Origin of the sequence: Aquisalimonas asiatica, from assembly GCF_900110585.1 — a bacterium.
Taxonomy (GTDB): Bacteria; Pseudomonadota; Gammaproteobacteria; order Nitrococcales; family Aquisalimonadaceae; genus Aquisalimonas; species Aquisalimonas asiatica.
The window spans coordinates 405,066-430,064 of record NZ_FOEG01000003.1 but is presented as its reverse complement, the minus strand read 5'-3'; the positions used below and the strand labels follow the sequence as shown (position 1 = coordinate 430,064).

Sequence of the window (24,999 nt, the reverse complement as noted above, 5' to 3'; positions counted from 1 at the left end):
TCGTCGGGTGATGAGCCCGTGCCAGGGAGGTGAACAGGGATGCTCGGTTTGGCTTTCACGATTATCTTCGGTGCGTTGGCCATCCATTTCGGATGTCTCGTGCGCGAGCATGGATGGCGGCAAGGCCTTCGCCAGTGGCGGAATTCTAATAGCCCGCTGGGGATGGCGTTTGGCAAGGCGTTCGCGGCTTCTGTGCAAGGTCTCGCCAATAGCCCTGCCGGTGACAATAATCTCTTCAAGGGTGATTCGGTCCAGGATCACTATGACATGGACGCCCCGTATCATCCATCGGAGCGCAGTGTCATGACACAGGCCGAGGTCGAGGCGTACAACCCTTCGGCGCGGAGGGATCCTACGGCTCGCGACGTGCGCTGAACTCCCGACGCTCCGAATTCGGAGCGTGCCTCTCGCATTTCCCTAGACTCAAGATGGCTCTATAGGCCACGCCGGCTGATATTGGCCCCCTCTCTGCCCAGGCTGTAGGTCGTACTAGGGCCTCTTTGGCCTGCCGAGCTTACGGGTGCGCTCCCGCCCTCCTGGCTGCCCAATTGCTTGAGGGAGTTATAACCTCCCCATGCCACCACCATCGAGAAGATCAGCGGCAATCCGATGTGAAGTAGACCGGTAGCCATCTCCACCATCTGCCGGTGCGTGTCCCACACGGAGTCCTCGGCTGTGCCGAACAAACTGGAGATCTCCGGTCCCGTGAGTGCCCGCATCATGTGGTCCTCCAGCCAGATGACGACGGCCCAGAGGTAGCTCCAGAGCTTGATCGAGATGATGGCGATGGTGGCTGTGAAGACGCCCATCCAGCTGTAGCTCGAGAACACCAGCATCAGCGGTAGCAGCATGTAGATGCCCATCAGCAGGAAGCTCTGAATGATGGGGGCCATGCTGCGGATGGTGTACATCATCGGCCCGTGCTGGGTGTAGTTGTGCCAGGCGGTCCCCACAGAGACGGTGAGCGCCGAGAAGGTGCCCTGGCCCATACCCTGGCCGGCAGTTTCGTCGCTGGCGGCGAGGTCGCCGTGAGCATACATGGGCTGGTGCGATTCGTTTCTCACGATGGTGCGGATCAGTTGGTCTTCGGCTTCCTCCTCGGTGGCACCCCAGGTCGATACCCAGTGCTGAACGCGATCCCATAATCCGGGCTCCTGCTGCTCGAGGATCATCTGGCGCAGGGAAGGGCCGGCGCCGCCTTGCCACCACTCGGAGCAGTAGGGGCGCCCGTACTGTGGTTCGGTGCCGTCGAAGTCCGCCGTGCCGTCGCGGCTTTCCTCGAAAGGCCATCCCTCCACGGGGCGAGAAGCACGGTACCGGTCGTAGTAGCCCTGGGACAGGAACACGCGCGAGCCGATATAGGCCGGGTCGTCTTCGCCGTAGGTCTCCAGAATGGTGTCCACGTCCGGGCGTTCCCGCCGATAGCGGGAACGGGCCGGCACGAAGCACTCGGCGGCGAAACGTTCGACCTGGTGGGCGACGCTCTCGTCGTGGATCCGCTGGCGGTCGAAATCGAGCCGCGTCTGTACCACGTCGTCCGGACAGCCGATACCGCTGATCGCGGCACCGGTGATGCCGCTGCCGAGTGCCATCGTCCCGTACCACCAGACCGGGACATGGGCCTGGGAGAGGGTGTCGTCGAACACGTCGTGGTAGGGCGTGTCGCTGGTTTCGGGCACCTGGCCGCACGGATCTTCGTAGTCCAGTGTCGTGGTGCCGAGTTGGATGGCCGGCTGGCCGGCCAGCACCACGACGGATAGGGCGAGGGCGATGCTGACCTCTGCATCGGCAACACTCTTGCGCGATCCGGCTTTGGCTTCGGTGCCCTGGTGAGCCCGGGACCACGCCTGGATGATGATGAGCGCGAACGGGATGAAGGCGAGCCCGGTGCCCGTGAGGATGCTCCAGATGGTCTCGAACTGGAGCCATCCGAAGACCGTGGTGAACGTCTCGAGAGGGTGCTGGACGTTCATTGGAAGACCTCCACGATACGGGCGAGCAGCTGCTGGCCGAGGACGAGCTCAAGCACCACCAGCCAGCCCGCAATCCGCCACCGGTATGCCTTGAGATGAGCCCGCTTTTCGGGCGACAACTGGCGGCCGAACCAGTCGACCCAGACTGGCCAGCCGGCGACCACTGCGGCGATACCAGCCCACCGGAACAGGGCAAGGGCTGGGGCGAGGGCGGCCAGGCGGGCCTGGATCGTCGTCGGTTCTTCCGCCGCGTGCCACCACAGGCTGCCCGCGACGACGACGGCGAACGCGGCGATGACCACCAGCCAGATGCGCAGTCCCATGAGTGCGGTCCTATTCCTCGAACTCCATGGGGACGCCCTGGATGAACCGCCGTGTCGGCGCCGGGTCGGGGGCAGGCGTGCCGAAGGATTCCTGTTTGCGCTGCTCCAGCTCACGTACCAGTTGACCGGCGGTGTTGGAGACCACCGCCTGGCGCGCCTCCGACTCCAGCATCAGCACCTCGATTTCCCGCTCGAGCTCCTCGATGGCGTCCCGGCTGTGCTCCTGGCCAATCGGCGAACGACTGATCTCCGGCACGTTGCGGCCGGTCAGCAGGGCGCGACGCATCATCAGCGCCTCTTCCATGACCTGTGCCGTGGCTACCTCCTGGGCGAGCCGGCCGGTGGCGATGGCGCGATCTTGTTCGGGCAGCTCGCGCAGGGCCTGGATGACCTCTTCGGTGACGCCGATTCCGGGCGCGGAGACTGCCTGCAGGTTGTCGCTGGTCAGGTTGGCGGTGCCCCAGACCAGGTCCGCGAGCTGTTCGGCGGTGTCTTCGTTGCGGTCCTGGATAACCGGGAGCAAGCCGACGCCCGGTGTCGTCTCCGTTTCGCAGCCGGCGCTGTTGCAGGTATGGATATGCTTGTCACCGAGGACGCGCTCGCTCCACTCTTCGGCTTCCTGCGGAGAGGCCCACGTTCTCGAGATGGGTGTGCTCTCCGCGGCTGGAGTCCCGGCGTTGGGCGAGCGGCCGAGAGTGACGTTGTAGCCCGCCCGCACCACGTCGCTCACTGTGTTGATCGGCTCCTGGTCTTCGCCGCCGGCGCGGGCACCACCAAGCCACTCGATGCCGTTGCTGCCCGGGTTCTCCTCGATCTCCTCCTGCGCTTGGATGATGTCGCCACCACTGCCCATGGCCACGCGCCAGTCATCACCCTTGGAGAGGGTGACGAGCTCCTGGTAGGGGTCGATGCCGTCGGCCAACTCGGCTTCCATCTCCTGGCACGTCTTCGTGGCCAGTTCGAAGGCCTCTTCGGCGCGGATCAGCGAGTTCTGCAGGAAGTCGTAGAGACCGGGGTTAGCCCGCTGCAGGATCACTGCGGGAGCGGCAGCCGCGGCGGCTTCGACACCGCCCATGACCGTGGCTACGAGTTCGTTGGGATCTGCCGAGCGCTCCATGTGGTTCTGGATGGTCTGCACGGGATCGAACGCGCCGCAGCTGTAGCCGAGCCCGGCACCGGCCTCGAAGCCGAGCCGCAGTGTCTCCACCTGTGGATTGGGTGGCGGCATGACCGGTGTCGCGCCGCCGATCTCGTAGTACCAGGTGCCGGCCTCCGAGGGCAGGAGCGGCGGCGTGAAATCTCCTTCCTGTGCGCTGGCAACCGCGGGCATTCCCAGGCCGGCGATTGCGATGAGCGTGAGCATGGGTTCCCTGCGCATGGCGTGCACTCCTCAGTCCGATGGCAGCGGGATGGTCGTGATATAGCTGCCGCGGCGTTGGCAGCATGAATACCGGCGCCAGAGTGTCCAGGCGTAGTCCTGATCGACGTCGCTGGCGGCGCGCATGTCGTCCGCCCAGCCGGCGAGCGCCGCGTAGCGGTCGTCTTCACCGAAGACCTCGCAGGAACCCGACGAACGCGGGTAGTGCATCTGCCACTGCCCGGTGTCTGCGTCGCCCTCGCGGAGCGGGTCGGTCCAGACGCGGTAGCCGGACACGGAGCCTTCTACTGGGGTGTAGACCCGCGGCTGGCCGGTGCGGGTGACGATGTCGCCGGCGCGCTGGGCAACGATGGCACCGGCCTTCGGGTCCTCGGACTGTGTGGTGAAGCCACCCCGCGGGTACACCGCACCCCATGTGTTCACGGGCCAGTTGCCGATCTCCCGCAGCCCGGGCGTGAACGCCTCCGGGTAGGCCATCTCGATCAGGTTGTAGCGCCATTGCACCGCGTCCAGGGCGGACTGGTAGTAGGGGTAGAGCATCTCCGTCTCGGACGGGCACAGGAATTCCACCGCCTCGCCGACGAAGTCCATGAGCGAGGCGAGCGGGTGGCCGATGACGTCGGCCTCCTTGTAGCGGATGTTGCGGTCGTGGTCGCGTCCGGTTTCACCGCGGTGGTGATGGCCGTCGCCAACGCCGGTGTCGGGCAGGGCGGTTCCAGCTCCCGGAATGGGAGCCACGCCGAGCGCTGTGGCTGCCGCTTCTTCCTGGGTCAGTCCCAGAGTGTTCCTTATCTCGTCCCAGGGGTTGTGCGCCAGGTGGTTGTAGGCGCAGACGACCAAGTCCGGGTTGTAGTGCCCGACCCGGAGCGATTCCCGGATGCTGCAGCCGGTGATGCCGCAGTTCAGCCATACGCAGATGCCCTCGATCCGCCACGAGAGGCAGTTCGGGATCGCGGAGACGGTCTGCGAGATGATCTCCGCGGTGTTGATGCTGCCGTGGGCTGGAGTGTCCGCGCCGGTTTGCTGCGCCTCGGTGGTGTTGTCACCGGCCAGGGCGGCGAGTAGTACAGCGCCAGCCACGAGAACGTGCGAGTGGTGTCGGTATACGGTCATTGGTGTCCCTCCCGATGACGGCCGTCCCGGCGCTATCGCAGTGACTGCAGGTGCGTGCGTACCCGCTCCCTGTGGGCCGCCGCTGCTGCCGCGTCTGACGGCGAGTGATAGAGGCCGGTGGCTGTCAGCCAGTCGCCGCTTGCCTCGAAATGCCCGCGCAGGATGGCGGCACCCACATGAAGGTTCGTGTACGGATCCAGTGCCTCCGCTGGCCCCGAGAACCGTTCGCCGTGCCAGTGCCAGTTCACCTGCATGAGCCCGATGTCGATGTTGCTCCGACCGGCATCCAGGTGGCCCTTTAGCGACTGAAGCGCTGCCGCGTAGGTCGGATGACGTTCGGGGCTACCGGCGACATTAAGCGTCCAGGGCCATGGCCGGTGCCGGCCGGTCGCGAGGCGCTGTCCCGACTCGGCGGCCGCAAGCGCATAGAGAATCTCGCCAGGGACGCCGGCCTCCGAGCCGACAGCGCGATAGCCTTCCGGAACGCCCGCAGCTGTCGACGCCGCACACCAGGCGGCTAATGCGAGACCCGTTGCCAGCGCAGCCCGTCTTGCCGCAGTAGTGCCGGCGGCTCGTATCCCGCGAGGGTGCCGTCGTCCCGATTCAGGGTGATGCGGCGCTCTCTCACGAGGTCGAGCGGAATCGCTTGCGCAGTTGCCCACTCGCGAACCTCCTCATCGGTATCCATGTCGAGCAGGAACACGTCGACGCGCCATTCGGCGCCGTCGGCAAGTGCCTGGACGACGGCGTTGACCACTTCGGTACACTCTCTGCATTGACGGTCTGCCACCAGCACGAGCCGGTCACCGTCTTCCATCGCCTCCAGGGGAAGGGCGGTGCGCTCATCGCTCGGAGCCTTCGCGCCCGCGATGCTCCCCGTGTTCTGGTCCGCGAAAAGCTGCCGATCGGGGTAGAGGCGGTCCCATGCGTCGTCATAGGCCCGCTGAAATGCGAGTTCGTCGGCGACCCGCTCCCGCTCCCGCTCAACAGCCATTTCGGCGTAACGTCGCCGTTCCGAATCGCTGCGGGCGTGGATACCCAGCACCCAGACCGGATCCAGATCCGGGCTCCACAGGCCGCGGGGGCCGTCCATCAGGGTCTCGTAGCGCTGCCACTCCCCGTCGTCCAGATCCCACTGCCCTGACGCGCGGAGCCGTTCCACGTCCACCGGGCCCGTCGTGCGGAACTCGGTGCGCTGCTCCGTCGCCTCGTCCTCCGCGTTCGCCGGCAAACTCACCGCCAGCGCACACAGCACCGCTACTCCGAGCGCTCGCATGGCTCGCCCTCCACGATGTAGGTCCGCTCGGGCCATGCCGTCGACAGGTCGGCTTCTACCCGCCGCAGTTCAGCCAGGGTGTCTAGGCAGGACGGGTTGTCGGCGGTGGCCGAGGCGTTCGCCTTCTGGGGAGTCAGCTCCACAACAAGGGGCGCGGCCTGTTCCGGTTCGCGGGGTTCATTGCCGTCCGCACTTGCAGCCGCCATTCCGAAAATCAGGAATAAACCAATCGCCAGCTCGGGCATGGTTAGTCCTCCACTGCGAGTGCGGTGGTGTGTCCCGCCGGGTGACGGAAGACCGCGACGCCGGCATTGGCGTCGAGGCTTTCCAGGCGCCAGGCTCCGATCCGCTCCCCGCGTCGCAGACGCTCGGTGCGACCGTTGCGGTTCAGTACAGCCAGGGCGCTGTTGCCCCAGTGATCAATGGTCACCAAGGCACCATTGAGTTCCGGCGTTTCCGGTGCCTGTTCCAGCCGGTTGACACGTTCGGCGACGGCCGCCAGATCCGTCGCAGAGGCGTGGTCGTCATCCATAGCGGTGAGCTCGTCTGTCGTCGCCCGGAGGTCATTGATCTCCTGCTCCAGGGAGGCGACCCGCTCAGGTTTCGGGGCCACATCCAGGGCCTCGCCTTGCTGTTTCAGCTCCTCCTGGAACCGGCGTGTTTGGTCCAGCAATTCACCGTAGTCATCGGCGAGGCCACGAATCTGGTTGTTCAGGCCATCAAGTTCACGGTCCAGGGCCTCGAGGCGCGTCTCCAGTGTGGCGAGCACGGAGTGGGTATCGGCGGTATCGGACTCTGCGGCCCCGGCGTCACCCGAAGCGGAATCGCCCGTTTGCCCAATACCGCCTCCGGCAATGAGTGCGGCTGTTGCCACGGCAAAGATCGCCCCGCCAGCCACTACCGCTCGCTTTCGCCAGGCTGACGATACTGCAGAGCGCTGGATGGCCTCGTCGGCCTCTGCCTGTGGTCCGGTGTCCTCCGCATGGACGCCCTGCTCGGTGATGTTTTGATCGTCTGTCATTAATCCGCCTCCAGCAGCTTCTCCCGGACCTCCACGACGCTGATGGCGTCGATTGCTGCTTGATCCGGGATTTCCAGCATCGCGCCTGCCTTGAGGTGGTGCGGGCTCGGTCTCTCGAAGGCATGTGGATTGGCATGGAAGAGGGCGATGGTTGCCCGCTCCGGAGAGTGCGGAGCGAGTTCTTCGGCGATCGAATACAAGGTCTGGCCTTTGACGACAGGCCCGTACCGATCCCGGGTCTTTGCCAGCTCTATATCCTCGGCCTCGATATCGGCCGCGGCGGCGCGCGCACCAGCGGCATAGGGTTCGCGCGCCTCGAACGAGACCAGACGAGCCGCAGGGTCGATCACCAGGCGCCAGGGCCGTCCGGCCAACGTCTGCAGGAGCGTCTCCAACGCCATCGGCCCCAACTCCCGGTGGGACTCCGGAAGGGCGCGGGTCAGCAGCAGCTTCATCGCTGGATCGGCCTTGTCCACGGACTGGAGCCGGTAGCCGCTGCGCTCCAGGGCATAACCCATGGCCTGGCCCACGGTTTCCACTTCTGGCGGAAAGGTGAGCGTCACCCGCACTTGAAGCGGTTCGATCTGTGAATCGGTCGGCAACGGTGCTGTCGTCTGGTACCGCCCCACCTGTGTCGGGTCGTCCGCAACTACAGCCGGCGCCACCATTGCCGCGATCGCCAATGCACAAAGCTGTCGCATCCTGCGTCTCCCACGGGGTTAGAAAGCGCCCACGCCGAGTGGCGTGGGCGGGCTCTGTGGAAGCCACCCGGCATCTCGGGCCGGGCAGGGGTAGTCTCCCGCAGCCCCGGAACCGGCAGAGCAGAAAACTATTGTGCGAGTACGAGGGTTTTTCGCGTACGCGAGCGGCCAAAGGATGAAACAGCGGGCAAGGGTGGTGAAGGGAAGGGCGTCGACGGGCAAGGGGCTTGCCCGGAAAGGGTGAAAGCGAAAGGGATGAGCGCCGTTACCCGTAGTGCCCGGTATTCTGCTCCGAGGCCTTACCGAAGAATGCGGAAAGGGATCCCAAGGATTGAAACGGCCCGCTTCCGGGCGTCGTTGACCCACAATGCCCGTCGGATTAACTTTGTAACCAGCCCGCCGTCGCCCGGGAAGGCGATGCACCTGGCTGCAGGGAAATCAACCGTATGCGGCGTGCGGGTGCCAAGGAGTCCTCCTGTGTGCGGCCGCTACTCTTTCTACGACTCCCGTCGACGCATTGCCGAAGTGCTCGGTGTGGACGATGACGGGCCGGAGTTCACTCCGCACTACAACATCCCGCCGGGAACCCATCCACCCGTCGCCTGGCAGGACGATGATGGCGTCCAGATTCGGCAGTGCCTGTGGGGGTTCCGACCTCCCTGGGCCGGCGATGACGCACCGCGTCCCATCAACGCGCGCGCCGAGAAGGTGGCCACATCACCGTTCTTCCGTCACGCGTTTGCGCGCCACCGCTGCCTGGTGCCGGCCAATGGCTGGTTCGAATGGCAAGCTCAGGAAGGCAAGGGCAAGGTCCCTTACTACATCACGCACGGCGAGGACGGCCAGCTCTTGATGTTCGCCGGAATCTACGACCCCGAACGCGAACGCAAGGAGGCCAACTTCGCCATCATCACCCAGCCGGCGTCGGCCTCTCTTGCCCACATCCATCCGCGCATGCCGCTAGTGCTTGATCCTGGATCCTATGGCGCCTGGCTCGACCGTTCACTGACCGAGCGCGATGCCGTTAAGCAGGGGATTCGGTCGCGCAATGCGGAAGATTTTCTCCACTGGACTGTGAGTACCCGGGTGAACAAGCCCCAAAACGATGATGCATCGATCGTCCACAGGAGCTAGGACGCAGGGCAGGTGCACCTGCCGTTACGGATGAAGGAGCCTGATAACGCCACTCTGGCTTCGGCATTGATGAAGAATGCCGCGAACGTGCGTTGATCCGGGACGCGAGAAGCGAAAGGGGAGGACCAAGAATGGCAATACCTACCGAAATTGCGAATCAAGTGTTGGAGTATTCGAGCAAATATCGGGGGCCGGCGCTGGGCGCCCTTGAGTTAAGCCGGCTATATGAACTGGAGCCCGATGGGACCAGGGATTTCTAAGGTTGGCCAAAAGATGTGTGGCCCCACAACGGCAAATCCGGTGTGTACCTGCTGCTTGGCAAGGCGATGGATTTGCGGTACGTAGGGTCTGCCAGAGACGTAGGAAAACGGCTCGCTGCACATTTCCAGTATCGTGAGGACCGTGGTTGTCGTGTTGTCGGCAACTGGATTCGTCGTCCGTACTTCATCCTGGCCGTTCGGGTCACAGAGCCGTTCGAAGCTCTGAGTTTGGAGCAGTACCTGATCTCTACACTCTCACCGGCAGAGAACAAACGAGGTGCTTCGTAGCCGCTTGCGCTTCGTCAGGTGGACCTATCGGGCTTTGCCGAACGGGGTGGCCAAACCTGCTGCCGTCGCAGGTACTCATCGACCTCATTGCGAAGATACCGCACTTGGCGACCGACGCGGCTCCACGGTGGCCCTTCTCGCTGCTGCCGCATGCGGATAACAGTCCTTACCGAGATCCGTAGATACTGCGCTATCTCTTCGGTGGTCATCACAGATGGTGCTGTCATAGCCGAATCCGCCCAGGTTGACGACTCCTATGGAGGGGTTAGGCCGAGCCTCGAAGGGTATCGTGCTTAGGCTGATGCCTGCCACGGCATTGAGGTGTTCCAACACCAAAGAGGCCGTCCGATGAGCCCCAGCACGGCGCAGAGCACGTTGAACCGTACTGGTTTTCGCGTGGGCAGTCGGCTGTGGGTCAGCTTCCTGTGCGCACCCTCGAGGGCCAGCAGCCGACCCATTGCGGAAGGTCATCCAGCCTTTCCCGACGTCCGCTATCGATGAAGAGAGCGCCGGAATCCCGGGAAAAGCCAAGTAATCGCTTTGTCCTCGGCTTGAGCCCGGTGTAGAATGTTGGGCCTATGTGGACCCGTCATCGCCATCGTTGGTTGAATGCCCTGGCCGTGCTGCTGCTGGTGGTTTCCGTGCCTTTGCTGCAAGGGGCGGGATTGCATCTGCACCTGGAGGATGACGTGCACGGCGCCCACCTGCATGGGACGCAGGGTTCCGGGCACACGCATCAACACGACGGCGCCGATGACGTCGATCTGACGCCACAGGGAACGGGTAAGCCAGGGTCGACGCTCGATCTCGTTTTTGTGGTGTTGCTTTTCGATACGCCCGACACATCGTTCGTGACCGCGCGGCAGCCTCCTCCTTCCCGGTTTTTCCGTCCGCACCTCAGGCCACCCCCGACCTGGCTCACACGGCCGCTGCGCGGACCCCCCGCCTGACCCGTTGAATGCAAACGCGCCGGGTGTGCTTCGGCCCCGGAAGCTCCATATTCAATGGGGAGTGTTTCCCATGCATGACTGGCTCAGAGCCTCGACCGTCATCGGACTGGTCGGGCTGTTCTGCATGTCTGCCGCGGTCGCGGGCAGCGGTACGTGGACGTTTGAACGTGCCGTGACACACGGCCTTTCGGTGGCGCCGGAAACGGACGCGCTGGAACACCGGATATCTGTCCAGCGCGGCTCTCGGGATCAGACGGGGCGCTGGCCCAACCCGAGGCTCGAGGCCGATGTCTCGGAGGGACTGGGGCGCGAGGATGGGCGCGGCGGCTATGCGTTGACCGAGTTGAGTCTGACCCAGCCGCTCCCGCTGTGGGGGCAGCTCGGGCATGGGCGCGATGCGGCGGACGCCCGTGTTGCCGAGGCCGAAGCCATGGCCGAGGTGGGACGTCTTGAGCTGGAAGCGGCGATAGGCGCGGCCTTTCATGCCTGGCAGAAGACCGAGGCCGACTACGGCCTGGCGCAACAGCGCCTGGAAGAGGCGGAACGGTTGAATCGCATCGCCCGTCTGCGCGAGGAGCGCGGTGATCTGTCCGAGCGCGAGCGCCTGCGGATCACGCTGTTTCGCTCAGAGGCCATGCGTGACCTGGAAGCCGCCGAGGGTGAACGCGCCGAAGCCCGTGCCGTCCTGGCCTCCTGGCTCGACTTGAGCCCTGGTGAACTAGGGGAGGCGCCACCCTTTGACGTTCCCGCCCTGCAAGCGGCGGACACCGGCCCCGGCCAGGACGGTCTGCATGATCACCCCGCGCTCCGGGCCGCGTCCGAGCGACAACGGGCCGCCGCGTCGGAGATCTCCCGGGCGCGGGCCGAAGGCCGGCCGGACGTCAGTGTCCGTCTCTTCCGGGAGCGCGACGTCATCGACGGGAGCCGGGAAGGCTCGGTGGGTGTCGGGATCCAGCTCGAACTGCCGCTATGGGATCGCAACCAGGGTCGGGTTCGCGAGTACGCTGCCGAACGCCGACAGGTGCAGGCCGACGCCCGGACCCTGCATCGGGATCTTGCCCGTCAGATCAGCGTCAGCACCGAATATCTCGCCCACTTGCTCCGTGAACTCGAGCGCCACCGGGAGGAGACGCTTGCCCCCGCACACCGGGTCCGGGAGCTGACCTACCGCGGGTACGAGACCGGCGAGGCTACGCTCCTGGAGTTGCTCGAGGCGTACAACACCCACTTCGATGCGGTTCGGCAGGAGCAGCAGTTGCTGGCCGAGAGCTGGGAAGAGTGGCGCGAACTGCGCCTCGGTCGGGGGCAAAGCCTCGTGGAGGACACCCAATGAAAAACTGGATCATCGGGCTGTCGGCAGCCCTTGTCGCCGCGCTTGTAACCCTTCCCGTGCTGGCTGATGAATTGGAGATCACCCGCTGGGCTGACGGTCTGGAATGGTTCCTGGAAGCCGAGCCGCTCGCCGCCGGTGAGAGCCGGACGTTTCTCGTCCACGCGACCAGACTGGACGAGCACTCCCCGGTAACCGGAGGCAGCGTGGCCCTGGCGCTGCATGACGGCAATGGTGACGTGGTCGCCCAAGGGGTTGCCGAAGCCGAACGCCCTGGCATCTTCCCGGTCGCCCTGGAGTTGCCTGCCGCCGGGCGTTATGCCCTGGTCGGCCGGCATGAGGGCCCTGAGGGTGAGCGCAGCAGTGATCTCGGCGAGGTGGACATTCCCGACGCGCCTGACCATGACCACGCCCACGACAACGACCACCGCCACGACGATGCGCATGATCATGAGGACGATCACGAGCATCCACACGGAATCTGGTCCTGGATTCGGCACTGGTTCAGTCACGAGCACGATCATGATGGCGAGCACGGAGATCACGAGGATGACCACCACGACGATGATGGTGATGCGATTACCTTCCTCAAGGAGACCCAATGGCGTATGAACTTTGCGGCCACGCCGGCACGGCGTGAGGGGTTTGCGGAACGTATTGAAGTGCCGGGCACGATCCGCGAAGCCCCTGGCGCCCGCGCACGCCTCATTGCGCCGGCAACCGGTGTCGTCACCGCTGCCGAGAGCTGGCCGCAGTACGGTCGAGGCGTCGAGCGCGGCGAGCCGATGATGCGGCTTACATTGCTTCCCGATGCCGGTGCCGCCAGTGGTCTCGCCCTCGATGTGGCAAGGGCACGCGAGCGTCTGGCTGCGGCCGAGGCGGAGTTCGAACGCCTGACCGCCCTTGCCGAGGAGGGTGTGGTTGCTGAAAGCCGTGTGGTGGAAGCCCGGCGGGAGCGCAATACCGCCCGAGCGGAACTGGAGGACGCACGCGAACGCCAGGGGCACCTCGGTGGCGACGCCGATCCGGGGGCCATCGTTCTCCGTGCTCCGGCCGACGGGCGCGTGGAATCCCTTGAGGTTGGCCCCGGAGAGGTCGTCCAGGCCGGCCAGCAGCTCGCGACGGTGCTCGACGGCGAACGTCTGTGGCTGGTTGCCCACCTCTACCCGGCGGATCTGGAGCGGGTCAGGACGCTCGCTGACCCGATGGTGCGTCAACCCGGCAACCGCGACTGGCATGCGCTCGAGGGCGAACCGGTCTGGGAAAGTGGCGAGTTCGAAGCGCCGGGGCAGTTACTCCGGGTTGCCTTTGGGCTCGAGGCGGAAGCGTCTCGCTATCGCCCCGGTATGCCCGTCACCGTTGCCATGGCCACGGAAGCTCCTCGGGAGCGAATTCTCTTGCCCCGTCAGGCACTGATCGACGATGACGGCGTTGCGGTGGTGATCGTCCAGACCGGCGGTGAATCCTTCGAACGCCGGCCGGTGCGTACCGGGATGCGGGCCGCGGGCCGGGTCGAGATTGTCTCCGGGCTTGAAGCCGGTGAGCGGGTGGTCACCGAAGGCGCCTACGCCGTGCTGCTGGCCGGGCGCGACACCGATGACGCGGGCCACGGCCACGCGCACTAAGGGGCACAGACATGCTGGATCGACTGATTGGATGGTCATTGGCCAACCGGTTGCTGGTGATCGCCGGCGCGCTGGGTGTGCTGCTGCTCGGGGCCTGGCAGGCAACCCAGGCACCCATTGATGTGTTCCCCGATCTGACCGCCCCGACGGTGACCGTGATGACAGAGGCGCCGGGGTTGGCAGCAGAGGAAGTCGAGCAGCAGATCAATTACCCGATCGAATCCGCCGTGAGCGGGGCCTCGGGCGTGCGCCGGGTGCGCTCACAGGCGGTGGCCGGGTTCTCCATCGTCTGGGTCGAGTTCGACTGGGGTGAGGAGGTCTACGAGACCCGCCAGGTGGTCACCGAGCGGCTGAGTCAGGTCACACCGCAACTGCCCGAAGGGATCGAATCGCCGCAGCTGGGTCCCATCAGTTCCATCCTGGGCGAGATCGCGTTTCTGGGCCTGTACGACGAGGCAGATGACGACGGCATGCAGATCCGCGAAGTGGCGGACTGGGTGGTCGCCCGCCAGCTCGAAGCCATTCCGGGCGTGGCCCAGGTCACAATGCTGGGTGGGCGGGTCCGTCAGTACCAGGTGCAGGTCGCACCCGAGCGCCTGGCGGCCCTGGGGCTGAACCTCAACGACGTCCGCGACGCGCTGGAGCAGGTCAGCCGCAATGCCGGCGGTGATCGCCTGGGCGAGGGGGGCCAGGACTACCTCATTCGCTTTCTCGGCCGTGCCGAGCGTCTTGAAGAGATCGAACAGGCGGTGGTCGCCGTGCGCGACGACATGCCCATCCTGCTCCGGCATGTGGCGGACGTCGCCATGGCCCCGGGCATTCCTGTGGGGGATGCAGGTGTGAATGGGCATCCTGGGGTGGTCGTGGCTGTCTCACGGCAACCCGACGCTGACACCCTCGATTTGACTCGCACCATCGACGCGACGCTTGAGCGCCTGGAGGCCGGGCTACCCGACGGCATCCGCATCGAACCGAACCTGTTCCGTCAGGCCGACTTCATCCAGGTCGCGGTCAGTAATGTGGTGGAGGCGCTTCGCGACGGGGCGATCTTCGTGGCGCTGATCCTGCTGGTGTTCCTGCTGAGCGTGCGCATCACGCTGGTCTCCGTGATCGCCATTCCGCTGTCGCTGACCGCCGCCGTGCTCGCCCTGCAGGCACTCGGAATCACCATCAACACCATGACGCTTGGCGGCATGACCATTGCTATCGGCGCGCTGGTGGACGATGCAATCATCTTCGTGGAGAACATCTATCGGCGCCTCCGGGAGGCAGGTGACGGCGACGCCGCCAGCCTTGACGAGACTGTGCGCCGGGCCTGCTCGGAGGTGCGCTACCCGGTGGTGTACTCCACCGTCATCATCATGCTGGTGTTCACCCCACTGTTCTTCCTCGGTGGCGTGGAAGGCCGCCTGCTGGAGCCATTAGGCGTCGCCTACCTGGTTGCGATTGCCGCGTCGCTGATGGTCGCGCTGACGGTGACGCCGGTGCTGGCACGCTGGCTGCTGCCTGCCATCGCAAGCCGCAGCGGTGGGCGGGAACCCCCGGTGGCTGCCCTCCTGCAACGTGTTTATCGCCCCGTGTTGCGCACCACCCTCCGGTTCCGGCGGAGCGTGGTCGCGGTTTCCGCTTTGCTGGCGATTGCCACCCTCGCCTCTGCGTTGATGCTGGGGCGTTCTTTTCTCCCCGACTTCAACGAGGGCAGCCTCACCGTCGAGATGGCCACGCCGCCCGGCACGAGCCTGGAGGCCTCGGCAGAGATGGCCCGTCAGGTGGAGGACTGGCTGCTGGAGCAGGAAGAGATCCTTTCCGTCGCCCGCCGTACCGGCCGGGCGGAGGGCGCTGAGCACACACAGCCGCCGAACATCAGCGAACTGGAAGTGCGCCTGGGGCCATTGCCGCAGGGAAAGGAAGCGTTTCTGGGCGAGCTGCGGGATGGCCTGGGCGCGTTTCCCGGGCAGTTCAATATCGGCCAGCCGATTTCCCACCGCATCGACCATACGCTGACCGGGGTGCGGGCTGATCTGTCAGTGAAGATCGTCGGTCCGGCGCTGGGTGAGCTGCAGAGCCTGGCGAATCGGGTCGAATCCGCCATGGCCGGGGTGGATGGCATTGTTGATCTCTCCACCGAGCCGGTGGCAGCGGTGCCTCAGGTGCGCCTGCATGCGGACCGCTCGGCAATGGCGCGTTACGGCCTGACCGTGGCGGATACCGCAGACACCATTGACACAGCCTGGCGCGGTGCCCGTGTAGCGCAGGTCTTCGAAGGGGAGCGGCGGTTTGATGTCGTGGTACGCATGGCCGAGGAACATCGCACGCTCGACGGCCTGACGGACATTCCGTTGCACACGCCAACGGGACACACCATTCGCCTGAATGAGGTGGCCGAACCGCGGATCGAACGCGGGCCCGCGCAGATCAACCGGGAGGGCGCCGAGCGCCGCCTGGTCGTGAGTGCGAACATCGCCGGACGCGACCTTCGCGGGGCGGCCACAGACGTGCGGGCCACAATCGGCCAAGAGGTCGATCTGCCTGACGGGTATCGCGTGGAGCTGGGTGGCCAGTTCGAGGCGGAGGCGCAAGCAACACGGACATTGGCCATCGCATCCGTCGGCGTCCTGATCGCGATGCTGCTGGTTTTGCAGCTTGCTCTGCGCTCGTTGCCGCTTGTTCTGCTGGTGATGGTGAACATTCCGCTGGCCCTGATCGGCGGCGTGATCGCGGTCTTCGCCATGGGGGGCGTGCTGACCATCGCCGCACTGGTGGGTTTCATCACCCTGTTCGGGATCGCTGTACGCAACGGCCTGCTGTTGATCAGCCGCTACCAGAGCCTCGCTGCCGAGGGTGTTCCGCTGAACGAAGCCGTGGAGCGTGGCGCGCAGGAGCGGCTGACCCCGATACTGATGACCGCATTGACCGCCGCCCTGGCGATGATTCCTCTGGCGCTTGGCCTTGGCGAGACGGGCACCGAGATTCAGGCGCCCATCGCCATCGTGATCCTCGGTGGCCTGCTCGGCTCCACGGCACTCAATATGCTGGTGTTGCCCGCGCTCTACCACTGGGTGCAGGACGGCCGGCACGGTGCGGCCATATCGGCTTCCACGAGGTAGCCGGATGAGGCAGACATGCTGGCACCGCTAGCAAACACCACCTTTCGCCGCCTGTACGCGGCGCAGGTCCTCGCGCTGTTCGGCACCGGGTTGACGACCGTCGCCCTTGCGCTCCTGGCCTACGAGCTGGCAGGCGGCGAGGCCGGCGCGGTGCTTGCCACTGCCCTGACCATCAAGATGCTGACCTACGTGGCCATCGGGCCAATGGCCGGCGCTCTGGCCGGGCGCCTGCCAAGACGACTGCTTCTCGTGGCGCTGACATTGTTGCGGGCGGGCGTTGTGCTGTTGCTGCCGTTCGTCACCGCCGTGTGGCAGATCTATATCTTGGTCTTCCTGCTGCAGACGGCGTCGGCGCTTTTCACACCAACGTTGCAGGCGACCATCCCGGACATCCTTCCCGACGAACGAACGTATACCAAGGCGTTGTCCCTGTCGCGGCTGGCCTACGATCTGGAGAACCTTCTCAGCCCCGCATTCGCCGCCGCACTACTGCTGGTGGTGACGTTTCACTGGCTCTTTCTCGGGACAGTAATCGGCTTCGTCATTGCGGCGCTGCTCATTGCGCTCACGCGTTTGCCGGATGTTGCACCGCACCCCGGCGACACCGGTTTGTGGCACCGTTCCATGCTCGGGCTGCGCATCTTCGCCCGCACAGCGCGATTACGGGGGTTGCTCGCGTTGAATGTTGCCGTCGCCGCGGGTGGCGCCATGGCGCTGGTGAATACGGTTGTCTACGTCCGTGAGCGGCTCGCGCTAGGTGAGGCAGAGGTCGCGATTGCCATGGTGGCGTTCGGCGCGGGGAGCATGATCGTCGCGCTGACTCTGCCGGGGTTACTGCGACACCTGCCGGAGCGGCCGACCATGATCGCGGGCCCCTTCCTCATCAGCGCGGGCCTCGCGGCTGGTTTGACCAACCCCGGCTTCCACGGCCTGCTGGGTGTGTGGCTGCTCTTGGGAGTCGGTTCTTCGCTCGTGCTGACGCCTGCGGGCAGGCTCCTGCGGCGATCTGCAGGGGAGGACGACCGGCCCGCAGTGTTCGCGGCGCAGTTCTCCCTGTCGCACGCCTGCTGGCTGGTGACGTATCCCCTGGCCGGGTGGGTCGGGCTGTATATGGGGATCGGGGCCGTGTTCGCCGGTTTTTCGGCTCTGGCGGCAGTGGCAGCGGTGACTGCATGGTGGCTGTGGCCGAATGAGGATCTGGTGGACATCGAACATGCTTGAAAAGTCATGAGTATCTCGCTGTTTGCCGGTAGGCCAGGTACATCAGTGCCGCGCCCAGCAGGATCATCGGCGTCGACAGGACCTGCCCCATGGTCACCCAGTCGAAGGCGAGATACCCCAGTTGCTCGTCGGGCAGGCGCACGAACTCGACGATGAAGCGGAAGCTGCCGTAGAGCACCAGGAACAGCCCGGAGGCGGCCATGGTGGGGCGCGGTTTGCGGGTGAACAGCCACAGGGCGATGAACAGCACCACGCCTTCGAGCAGGAACTGGTAGAGCTGGCTGGGGTGGCGCGGGTCGGGCCCCATGGGCGGGTAGACCATGGCCCAGGGCACGTCGCTGGCCCGCCCCCAGAGTTCGCCGTTGATGAAGTTGCCGATGCGTCCGGCACCCAGGCCGATGGGGACCAGCGGCGCGGCGAAGTCGGTCAGCCGCAGGAAGCCGCAGCCGGTGCGCTTGGCGTACAGCCACAGGCCGGCGAGGACGCCGAGCAGGCCGCCGTGGAAGCTCATGCCGCCCTCCCAGACGCGGATGATGGCCAGCGGGTCGGCGGTGAGCAGGGCGGACTCGTAGAACAGCACGTAGCCGATACGCCCGCCGAGGATGGCGCCGATGGCGCCGAAGACGAGGACGTCTTCCATCTGTAGCGGGCGGATGGGGCTGTCATAGCGCTGGGCGCGCCAGCGGCCGAGCAGCCAGGCGGCGCCGAAGCCGATGAGGTACATGAGGCCGTACCAGTGGATGGCCACGGGGCCGAGCTGGATGGCGACCGGGTCGATGTCGGGATAGGTCAGCATGAATGGATCCTTTTCCTTGTCTCTGGTCCATTGATCCGGGTGGTTGGGCTCCAATCGAGGAACAGCACCCGATGGACCTACATGCAGTGACGATTGGCCCGGTTACACGGGTGCCGGGTCCATCGCTGGTATCAGTTCTTGGAGCAGGAGGTCGGTCTCAGAGTCGCAGTCGCTGGGTTAAGCGGTAGAGCGCAATAGGGGTAGACGGTGCGGACAGGCGCGGCTGTACGTTGGTTGGCTTGGCACGGCGTGAAGGCGTGGCTCGGGGATTTGGTGAAAGAATCGCGCCGTCACTGGATTGAGGTGCGCCATCGTCGCGTGCTCGCGAGGAGGGTGAGGCGAATTCCTCTCGCGTGTCGGTGTGCCGGCAAAGCGGATCATCTGGCTGGTGACTGATGGCGCCTACCAGGCTCGTACCCGAGGAATCACTCTGCGATAAAGCCGAAGCCAGCCCTGCCGGCAAGAGCAATAGCACGAGCAGCACCAACATCCACAGCGGCTGCCGTGGCGGGAACGTGCTCCCGGGATGCACCCCTGATGCTGTGAACGGTTGTGGCATGTGCTATTCCGGCGGCCATCGGCGGGCTTCACGTCCTTCACACAGTAGCAGTTCGTGGGCCCATGCCTTTGACCCATATCAAGCTGCGAGCGTGAAGGAGCGTGCATCATTGAATGTTACGTGGTCGCGGAAGTCTCCCGGTGGAAACGACCGGGAGGCAGCCCAAGGGGCTCTTCCGCACTGCCAGTGACGACCAAGCAGGGAGACGATGCGAATGCACATGGGCATGTGGGGCCTGGCCATTATCGTTATTGTCGTCGTCTCCTGGCTGATGTACCGCTACCTGGCGCCGGACAGTTGGAAAGAGTGGACGCGTGCGGGTGCCCTGCAGGCCTTTATCATCGCGTTCTACGCGGAGATGTACGGGTTTCCGCTCACGATTTACTTTCTGGCCCGCTTCTTTGGTCTGGATGTCGCGTGGACCGACGGCGGCAATCTCTGGGAACAACTCTTTGGCACGCCAGCCGCGCACATCGTTGCCATGATCATCGGTTACACCCTGGTGTTCATTGGCGCAACGATGGTTGTGGAAGGCTGGCGACGGATCCATCGCGCACGTCGTGAGCAAGCACTCATGACCGACGGCATCTATGCCCGTGTGCGCCACCCCCAGTACACCGGGTTGTTTCTGATTGTCTTCGGAGAAGGCGTTGTGCACTGGCCGACCATCGTCTCCGTGATCGCATTCCTGGTGATCGTCGTGGCGTACACCCTTTTGGCACGCAAGGAAGAGCAAACAATGCTGAATCAGTTCGGTGATGAATACCGGGCGTATCAGCAGCGTGTTCCCATGTTCATTCCCCGATCCGTCGGCGGGGTACAGCAGGAGGAGCCGTAAATGACTGCGCAAGTCGTGACCATCATGAGCGGAATGGCCCTCCTGGTCGTGTTCGCTCTCGTGGGGTGGAATGTGAGTCGCCGAGGAGGGCGTCCGCGGAAAAGAAAATCCGGGGAAGCCGAACCGGTGGGGACTGAGAAGCCGTAACGAACCGTCCGGAGACGGACATTGCGAGGTGGTGAATGCGCTCAGCCTGGGTTTGGACCGCGATTGTTCTGCTCGTGATCGCCGGCGGTTCGTACGGGTTGTATCTCTATCTCAAGCCGGCTCCGCTACCGGAGCAGGTTCTGTATGGCAACGGGCGCATCGAAACCACCGAGGTCCGCGTTGCCGCCGAGGTCTCTGGGACGGTGTTGGAAAGCCATCTGGTCGAGGGTAAGACAGTTGCCAGAGGTGACCCGCTGGTCCGGGTCGACGATGCGGATCTACGGCTTGAGAAGGCCCGTGTGGAGTCCGAGATCGAGGCCCTCAACCTGGAGCGCGACCGCGCCCGGCGAAACCTGGAACTCTGGGAGCATCATGAGGAGACGGCGGAGCGGCAACTGACGCGACTGCGGCGCATGCTGGAGGACGAAGCCGTGAGTCAAAGCGAGGTGGACCAGGCTGAGGATGGGTTCCGTGAGGCGCGGGCGCGTGTTGCCGTGGCCGAGGCGGACATCGCCGCGATCACTCAAAGGATCACGGCGACCGAGCACGAGCGCGAGTTGCGCGCCAACCGTCTTGCTCGAGCCCGAATAGCGGCGCCGATTGACGGCACGGTGCTGACCCGGTCGGTGGAAACCGGTGAGTTCCTGCAGCCAGGGCAACCGGTGGCCACTTTGGTGGATCTGACGCGGGTCGAGCTCAGGGTCTTCATCCCGGGACGCGACCTCGGGCGCATCGATCTTGGCGGCCCGGTGCGTGTGCGCGTGGATGCCTTTCCCGAGCACGCTTTCGAGGGTCGGATCGCACGTATCGACCAGACCGCGCAGTTCACGCCGCGGGATATCCACATGCCGGATGAACGCGTGCGCATGGTCTACGGCGTGACCATCGATCTCGATAATCCAGACGGGACGCTCAAGCCGGGCATGCCGGCGGATGCCTGGATTCTCTGGCAGGACGGGGCGCAATGGCCGGAACGGCTTTTCGTTCCGGGGAGCTAGGGGCGGCACGATGGCGGAGGGGGAAACAGTCATCGTGGCTGAGGGTCTGGGGCGGCGGTACCGCCGCTCCCGCGCTGTCGAGAACGTTGATCTGACCGTGCGCACCGGCGAAATCGTCGGTCTGGTCGGGCCGGACGGTGCCGGCAAGACCACGTTGCTGCAACTCCTCAGCGCGATCCTCGATCCCACCGAGGGCCATGCCCGCGTCCTGGGGTTCGACACGGTCCGTGAAGCAGCGCAGGTGACGTCCCGTATCGGCTACATGGCGCAGGGGTTCACGCTCTATGACCGCCTGAGCGTCGCGGAGAACCTGGCGTTCGCGGCGAGTGTACGTGACGTCCCGGCTGACGTATTCGCGGACCGGCGGCAGCGGTTACTGGCCATGGCCGGGCTCGCGCCGTTCACGGATCGACGCGAGGGTGCGCTGTCGGGTGGTATGCGCAAAAAGCTCGCCCTGTGCGCCAATCTCATCCACGAGCCTGCGTTACTGCTGCTCGATGAGCCGGGACTGGGCGTTGATCCCATGTCCCGGCGGGAGCTGTGGCGCATGCTCGAGGATCGCCGGGAGCAGGGCGCCACGGTTGTCTTTGCCACGTCGTACATGGACGAGGCGGAGCGATGCGATCGTGTGCTCTTTCTCGATGAAGGCCGTGTTCTTGCGCAAGGGACGCCATCGGATCTGCGTGCGTTGGCGCAGGGCAACGTCTACCGCGTCACTACGGAGCAACCCGCGACCGTCGAGGCTGGGCTGCGGAATGTGCCGGGCGTTCTGGGGGTGGACTGGTGGGCCGACCAGGTGCGCGTGGTCATGGAGGCGTCGGCCGCTGATGCGTCCGGGCTGGACGCCCATCTTCAGGGCACGGGCCGGGCAGAGCCGGCAAGGCCGGGCATGGATGACGTGTTCGTCTTTCTCCGTGGTGTCACGCCGGGTGATGCCGGGCTCCAGGGCACTGCGGAGGTGAGCACGCCCGCCGTGGCGGTGTCGGAGGCCATCATCGCCCGCGAGGTGACACGGCGTTTCGGTGATTTCGTGGCCGTGGATCGTGTCTCCCTGGAGGTCGTGGGTGGGGAGATTTTCGGTTTGCTTGGAGCCAACGGGGCCGGCAAGACCACGCTCATACGCATGCTCTGCGGCTTGCTCGCGCCCACGGCCGGCATGGCGCGTGTTGCCGACGCGGACGTCCTGTCGGCCCCGCAGGTGCTCCGGGGGCGCATTGGGTACATGTCCCAGCGTTTCTCGCTGTATCTGGACCTCACGGTGGCCCAGAACCTCGCCTTCTTCGCCAGCGCTTACGGCTTGTCGCGCCGCTCTGCGCGGCGAACAATCCCATGGGCGCTGGCGATCTGCGATATCGAGCCGTTCGAAAAGGAACTGGTGGGACGCCTGTCAGGGGCCGTCCGACAGCGGGTGGCGCTTGCGTGCAGCATTCTGCACCAACCATCGGTGCTGTTCCTCGACGAACCGACATCCGGAGTGGATCCCCTGGCGCGCTCGCGCTTCTGGCGCTTGATCCGCTTGCTTGCGGACGGCGGAATGACGGTGCTGGTGACCACCCATCACCTTGGTGAAGCGGCGTACTGCCACCGGCTGGGCCTGATGCACGAGGGACGGTTGATCGCCACGGGGGATCTCGACGCCCTGCGGGAGCAGTTCCCAGGGCGCGGCCTGGTGTCGGCAGAGGAGATTTTCGTCGCCTTCATTGAGCGGGAGCAGAGCGCCGCGGCGGCGACGGAGGCGGCACCATGAAGCGGACCCGCATCGCCGCGGTCGTGGGCAAGGAAACCCGGGAGATCGTCCGTGACCGGGCGACCGTCGTGGTGGCGCTGCTGATGCCCCTGGTCATGCTGTTTCTGTTCGGCTACGGCATTTCCATGGAGGTGGATGATGTGCGCCTGGGCCTCGTGGATCAGGACCGTTCGCCCACGAGCCGAGCACTCGTGGAGCAGTTCGTGGGCAGTGGTTACTTCCGGCTGGAGAGCGATTACGCGACCCCGGAGCAGGGGGAGGCCGATCTGCGGCGCGGTGCGGTGAACCTGGTGGTATCCATTCCGCCACGGTTCGGGGAGCGGGTGGCACGCGGGGAGCACGCGCCGGTTCAGGTGCTGGTCGACGGCACATACTCATCCACGGCCAATCTCGTGGCCCGGTACGCCGAAACCGTAATTGCCGGGTTCGGCCAGCCAGCGGAGGGGTCCGTGCGCGTGGAATCGCGTGTGTGGTACAACCCGGCGCTCGCCAGCACGGTCTACGTCATCCCAGGGCTGTTCGGCGTCATCCTCATGGCGCTGCCGCCGCTGCTCACAGCGTTGGCCCTGACCCGCGAGAAGCAGAGCGGCTCGATCCAGCAGATTTTCGCCTCGCCGCTTACCGCCGCCGAGTTCCTGGCGGGCAAGCTGATCCCGTACGGGGGCATTGCCTTCCTGCAACTGCTCATGGTCATCGTCGTCGGTTTCGTCTGGTTCGACGTGCCGCTGCGCGGGAATCCGGGCCTGTTGCTTGCCGTGGGGCTTGTCTACGTTTTCTGTACCGTCGGCATTGGGCTGCTCATCTCGACGCTGACCAGCAGTCAGCTCGTGGCTATGCTGCTCGCCCTCATTGTCACGCTTATGCCGGCCTTCCTGTTCTCGGGGTTTCTTTTCCCGATCTTCACCATGCCCGATGTCATGCAGATCTACACGCAGGTGTTCCCGGTCCAGTACTTCGTCGGCTTCTCCCGTGACCTGGTTCTCAAGGGGGCGATGCTGCCGGAGCTCTGGCCGTCGGCGCTGCTGCTGCTGGCCTACACGGCGGTTATCTTTGGCTTTGCCGTGTGGCGTTTCCGCAAGAAGGTGGCGTGATGGGGACACGGCTCAGGGGGTTGCTCGCCAAGGAGTTCGTGCAGCTTCTACGGGATCGCATCATTCTGGTTCTGATTCTCTGGCTGTACACCGTGGAGGTGGTGATCTGCGCCTATGCGCTGACCATGGATGTGGAAAACATGCCGTTCGCGGTGGTGGATGAAGATCGCACGCCGGCGAGTCGAAGCCTGGTGGAGCGGTTCACCACCACCGACGCGTTCGCGTATGTCGGTCAGGCCGCGGACGACCAGGCGATCGAGCAATGGCTGCAAGAGGGGCGCGCCCGGGTGGCGCTCGTGGTGCCGCAGGGGTTCCAACGCGATCTCAGTCGTGCCGAGCGACCCGCCGTTCAGTTGTTGCTGGACGGCACTCACGCCAACCTCGCGGCGCAAGCGCGAGGCGATGCGCTGGAGATCATCAACCGGTTTGCCATGGAGGGACTGGACGGCGTCCCCGTGTCTGCCGGGGTCGAGTCGATTCTGCGCGTGCGTTACAACCCCGATCAGACGTTTACCTCGTTCATGGTGTTGTCCATGATCGGCCTTGCAGCCCTTATGGTGGGCGTGATCTATTCGGCGGCGTCGATTGTCCGCGAGAAAGAGGCGGGCACCATTGAGCAGTTGCGCGTCACCCCGATTCGCATCACTGAGCTATTCATCGCCAAGGTTACGCCGACTCTGGTGATCGGCTTGCTGTCGGTCTTCCCTAGCCTGCTGATCGTGTGGTGGTTCGGGGTTCCCATGCAGGGCAGCTTGATTCTTTTCCTGGCCTTGACTGGCTTGTTCCTCCTGAGCGCAATCGGGTTGGGTGTGCTGATCGCGACTGTCAGTCACACCCAGCAGCAGGCGCTGCTGCTGGCATTTTTCGGCCTGTTCCCGATGATGATGCTATCCGGAACCCTGGCGCCTGTGGAGAGCATGCCGGAGATTCTGCAGGCCGCGTCGCTGGCAAGCCCGCTACGCCACTACATGGACGTGATTCTCGGCGTATTCCTCAAGGGGGCGGGTCTGGACGTGTTGTGGCCCCAGGCGCTGGCCCTGCTGGTGTCAGGCGCGGCACTACTGGGCCTTGCCGCGATGCTATTCCGGCGTACTTCCGCGTCCTGAAACCGGGGCTAATAAAC

24 protein-coding genes are annotated in these 24,999 nt (G+C 65.0%); 13 read left to right on the top strand and 11 right to left on the bottom strand.

Annotated features, from left to right (window positions below; translation table 11 throughout):
- Positions 1-39 precede the first annotated feature (39 nt).
- Positions 40-375 (top strand): hypothetical protein, encoded by a 336-nt coding sequence (locus BMZ02_RS09820; protein WP_091642893.1) that lies wholly within the window; start codon positions 40-42, stop codon positions 373-375.
- 59 nt (positions 376-434) lie between these two features.
- Here the strand turns inward: BMZ02_RS09820 and BMZ02_RS09815 are convergent, their stop codons facing one another.
- The 9 genes from BMZ02_RS09815 to pilL2 all read right to left on the bottom strand — a co-directional run bounded on the left by BMZ02_RS09815 (position 435) and on the right by pilL2 (position 7,785).
- Entirely contained in the window at positions 435-1,973 is a 1,539-nt protein-coding gene (locus BMZ02_RS09815) for a conjugal transfer protein TraG N-terminal domain-containing protein (protein WP_091642890.1), read from the bottom strand.
- Positions 1,970-2,296 carry a hypothetical protein gene (locus BMZ02_RS09810; protein WP_091642887.1) on the bottom strand — a complete coding sequence of 109 codons (327 nt, stop codon included), beginning with the start codon at positions 2,294-2,296 and terminating at the stop codon, positions 1,970-1,972. Before BMZ02_RS09810 ends, BMZ02_RS09815 begins: the two co-directional genes overlap by 4 nt.
- Positions 2,297-2,306: 10 nt before the next feature.
- The gene (locus tag BMZ02_RS09805; RefSeq protein WP_091642995.1) at positions 2,307-3,578 is read right to left on the bottom strand and encodes an integrating conjugative element protein; all 1,272 of its coding nucleotides are present in this window, start codon (positions 3,576-3,578) and stop codon (positions 2,307-2,309) included.
- 108 nt (positions 3,579-3,686) lie between these two features.
- Positions 3,687-4,787, bottom strand: coding sequence for a TIGR03756 family integrating conjugative element protein (locus BMZ02_RS09800; protein WP_091642884.1), 1,101 nt, complete (start codon positions 4,785-4,787; stop codon positions 3,687-3,689).
- Between the two features lie 32 nt (positions 4,788-4,819).
- A complete protein-coding gene (locus tag BMZ02_RS09795) occupies positions 4,820-5,326 on the bottom strand; it encodes a transglycosylase SLT domain-containing protein (protein ID WP_091642992.1) in 507 nt (168 codons plus the stop codon).
- A complete protein-coding gene (locus tag BMZ02_RS09790; protein WP_171909885.1) occupies positions 5,305-6,063 on the bottom strand; it encodes a TIGR03759 family integrating conjugative element protein in 759 nt (252 codons plus the stop codon). The genes BMZ02_RS09795 and BMZ02_RS09790 overlap by 22 nt, the downstream gene beginning before the upstream one ends.
- Entirely contained in the window at positions 6,045-6,308 is a 264-nt protein-coding gene (locus tag BMZ02_RS09785) for a hypothetical protein (protein ID WP_091642878.1), read from the bottom strand. Before BMZ02_RS09785 ends, BMZ02_RS09790 begins: the two co-directional genes overlap by 19 nt.
- Before the next feature lie 2 nt (positions 6,309-6,310).
- On the bottom strand, positions 6,311-7,084 hold the full coding sequence (locus tag BMZ02_RS09780) for a hypothetical protein (protein ID WP_091642875.1): 774 nt from the start codon (positions 7,082-7,084) through the stop codon (positions 6,311-6,313).
- On the bottom strand, positions 7,084-7,785 hold the full coding sequence (pilL2, locus tag BMZ02_RS09775) for a PFGI-1 class ICE element type IV pilus protein PilL2 (protein ID WP_245753998.1): 702 nt from the start codon (positions 7,783-7,785) through the stop codon (positions 7,084-7,086). Before pilL2 ends, BMZ02_RS09780 begins: the two co-directional genes overlap by 1 nt.
- A 477-nt stretch (positions 7,786-8,262) precedes the next feature.
- Between pilL2 and BMZ02_RS09770 the strand changes: the two genes are divergently transcribed.
- Positions 8,263-8,919, top strand: a complete 657-nt coding sequence (locus tag BMZ02_RS09770) for an SOS response-associated peptidase (RefSeq protein WP_245753997.1) — start codon at positions 8,263-8,265, stop codon at positions 8,917-8,919.
- 275 nt (positions 8,920-9,194) lie between these two features.
- A complete protein-coding gene (locus BMZ02_RS19415; protein ID WP_425425075.1) occupies positions 9,195-9,467 on the top strand; it encodes a GIY-YIG nuclease family protein in 273 nt (90 codons plus the stop codon).
- 14 nt (positions 9,468-9,481) lie between these two features.
- Here BMZ02_RS19415 and BMZ02_RS19200 read toward each other — a convergent pair whose 3' ends face one another.
- Positions 9,482-9,676 (bottom strand): helix-turn-helix domain-containing protein, encoded by a 195-nt coding sequence (locus BMZ02_RS19200; protein ID WP_281244323.1) that lies wholly within the window; start codon positions 9,674-9,676, stop codon positions 9,482-9,484.
- A 369-nt stretch (positions 9,677-10,045) separates the two neighbouring features.
- Here BMZ02_RS19200 and BMZ02_RS09755 point away from each other — a divergent pair, with 369 nt between their 5' ends.
- From BMZ02_RS09755 to BMZ02_RS09735, 5 genes are all read left to right on the top strand, one after another.
- Positions 10,046-10,417, top strand: a complete 372-nt coding sequence (locus BMZ02_RS09755; RefSeq protein ID WP_091642862.1) for a hypothetical protein — start codon at positions 10,046-10,048, stop codon at positions 10,415-10,417.
- Positions 10,418-10,607: 190 nt separating this feature from the next.
- Positions 10,608-11,750, top strand: coding sequence for a TolC family protein (locus tag BMZ02_RS09750; protein WP_483860438.1), 1,143 nt, complete (start codon positions 10,608-10,610; stop codon positions 11,748-11,750).
- On the top strand, positions 11,747-13,372 hold the full coding sequence (locus BMZ02_RS09745; RefSeq protein ID WP_091642856.1) for an efflux RND transporter periplasmic adaptor subunit: 1,626 nt from the start codon (positions 11,747-11,749) through the stop codon (positions 13,370-13,372). The genes BMZ02_RS09750 and BMZ02_RS09745 overlap by 4 nt, the downstream gene beginning before the upstream one ends.
- A gap of 11 nt (positions 13,373-13,383) precedes the next feature.
- Complete coding sequence (locus BMZ02_RS09740) at positions 13,384-16,479, top strand: efflux RND transporter permease subunit (protein WP_091642854.1); 3,096 nt, start codon at positions 13,384-13,386, stop codon at positions 16,477-16,479.
- Between the two features lie 15 nt (positions 16,480-16,494).
- Positions 16,495-17,700: an MFS transporter gene (locus BMZ02_RS09735; protein ID WP_091642851.1), complete on the top strand. Its 1,206-nt coding sequence runs from the start codon at positions 16,495-16,497 to the stop codon at positions 17,698-17,700.
- A 4-nt stretch (positions 17,701-17,704) separates the two neighbouring features.
- On the opposite strand, the gene lgt is transcribed toward BMZ02_RS09735, so the two are convergent.
- On the bottom strand, positions 17,705-18,496 hold the full coding sequence (lgt, locus tag BMZ02_RS09730) for a prolipoprotein diacylglyceryl transferase (protein ID WP_091642848.1): 792 nt from the start codon (positions 18,494-18,496) through the stop codon (positions 17,705-17,707).
- A gap of 773 nt (positions 18,497-19,269) precedes the next feature.
- Here lgt and BMZ02_RS09725 point away from each other — a divergent pair.
- The 5 genes from BMZ02_RS09725 (at position 19,270) to BMZ02_RS09705 (ending at position 24,982) form a co-directional block, all read left to right on the top strand.
- The gene (locus tag BMZ02_RS09725; RefSeq protein ID WP_091642845.1) at positions 19,270-19,893 is read left to right on the top strand and encodes a methyltransferase family protein; all 624 of its coding nucleotides are present in this window, start codon (positions 19,270-19,272) and stop codon (positions 19,891-19,893) included.
- A gap of 182 nt (positions 19,894-20,075) precedes the next feature.
- Positions 20,076-21,038 (top strand): HlyD family secretion protein, encoded by a 963-nt coding sequence (locus BMZ02_RS09720; protein WP_091642843.1) that lies wholly within the window; start codon positions 20,076-20,078, stop codon positions 21,036-21,038.
- Between the two features lie 34 nt (positions 21,039-21,072).
- The gene (locus BMZ02_RS09715) at positions 21,073-22,785 is read left to right on the top strand and encodes an ATP-binding cassette domain-containing protein (RefSeq protein WP_216110789.1); all 1,713 of its coding nucleotides are present in this window, start codon (positions 21,073-21,075) and stop codon (positions 22,783-22,785) included.
- Positions 22,782-23,876 (top strand): ABC transporter permease, encoded by a 1,095-nt coding sequence (locus BMZ02_RS09710; protein WP_091642838.1) that lies wholly within the window; start codon positions 22,782-22,784, stop codon positions 23,874-23,876. Before BMZ02_RS09715 ends, BMZ02_RS09710 begins: the two co-directional genes overlap by 4 nt.
- The gene (locus tag BMZ02_RS09705; protein ID WP_091642835.1) at positions 23,876-24,982 is read left to right on the top strand and encodes an ABC transporter permease; all 1,107 of its coding nucleotides are present in this window, start codon (positions 23,876-23,878) and stop codon (positions 24,980-24,982) included. Before BMZ02_RS09710 ends, BMZ02_RS09705 begins: the two co-directional genes overlap by 1 nt.
- Positions 24,983-24,999: the final 17 nt, after the last annotated feature.

Bases quoted from the DNA above. Each gene is read 5' to 3' on its own strand.
- lgt (WP_091642848.1), bottom strand. From the start codon at position 18,496: ATGCTGACCTATCCCGACATCGACCCGGTCGCCATCCAGCTCGGCCCC.
- BMZ02_RS09725 (WP_091642845.1), top strand. From the start codon at position 19,270: ATGCACATGGGCATGTGGGGCCTGGCCATTATCGTTATTGTCGTCGTC.
- BMZ02_RS09710 (WP_091642838.1), top strand. From the start codon at position 22,782: ATGAAGCGGACCCGCATCGCCGCGGTCGTGGGCAAGGAAACCCGGGAG.
- BMZ02_RS09800 (WP_091642884.1), bottom strand. From the start codon at position 4,787: ATGACCGTATACCGACACCACTCGCACGTTCTCGTGGCTGGCGCTGTA.
- BMZ02_RS09785 (WP_091642878.1), bottom strand. From the start codon at position 6,308: ATGCCCGAGCTGGCGATTGGTTTATTCCTGATTTTCGGAATGGCGGCT.
- BMZ02_RS09820 (WP_091642893.1), top strand. From the start codon at position 40: ATGCTCGGTTTGGCTTTCACGATTATCTTCGGTGCGTTGGCCATCCAT.
- BMZ02_RS19200 (WP_281244323.1), bottom strand. From the start codon at position 9,676: ATGACCACCGAAGAGATAGCGCAGTATCTACGGATCTCGGTAAGGACT.
- BMZ02_RS09815 (WP_091642890.1), bottom strand. From the start codon at position 1,973: ATGAACGTCCAGCACCCTCTCGAGACGTTCACCACGGTCTTCGGATGG.
- BMZ02_RS09745 (WP_091642856.1), top strand. From the start codon at position 11,747: ATGAAAAACTGGATCATCGGGCTGTCGGCAGCCCTTGTCGCCGCGCTT.
- BMZ02_RS09755 (WP_091642862.1), top strand. From the start codon at position 10,046: ATGTGGACCCGTCATCGCCATCGTTGGTTGAATGCCCTGGCCGTGCTG.
- BMZ02_RS09790 (WP_171909885.1), bottom strand. From the start codon at position 6,063: ATGCGAGCGCTCGGAGTAGCGGTGCTGTGTGCGCTGGCGGTGAGTTTG.
- BMZ02_RS09810 (WP_091642887.1), bottom strand. From the start codon at position 2,296: ATGGGACTGCGCATCTGGCTGGTGGTCATCGCCGCGTTCGCCGTCGTC.
- pilL2 (WP_245753998.1), bottom strand. From the start codon at position 7,785: ATGCGACAGCTTTGTGCATTGGCGATCGCGGCAATGGTGGCGCCGGCT.
- BMZ02_RS09735 (WP_091642851.1), top strand. From the start codon at position 16,495: ATGCTGGCACCGCTAGCAAACACCACCTTTCGCCGCCTGTACGCGGCG.
- BMZ02_RS09720 (WP_091642843.1), top strand. From the start codon at position 20,076: ATGCGCTCAGCCTGGGTTTGGACCGCGATTGTTCTGCTCGTGATCGCC.
- BMZ02_RS09705 (WP_091642835.1), top strand. From the start codon at position 23,876: ATGGGGACACGGCTCAGGGGGTTGCTCGCCAAGGAGTTCGTGCAGCTT.
- BMZ02_RS09780 (WP_091642875.1), bottom strand. From the start codon at position 7,084: ATGACAGACGATCAAAACATCACCGAGCAGGGCGTCCATGCGGAGGAC.
- BMZ02_RS09740 (WP_091642854.1), top strand. From the start codon at position 13,384: ATGCTGGATCGACTGATTGGATGGTCATTGGCCAACCGGTTGCTGGTG.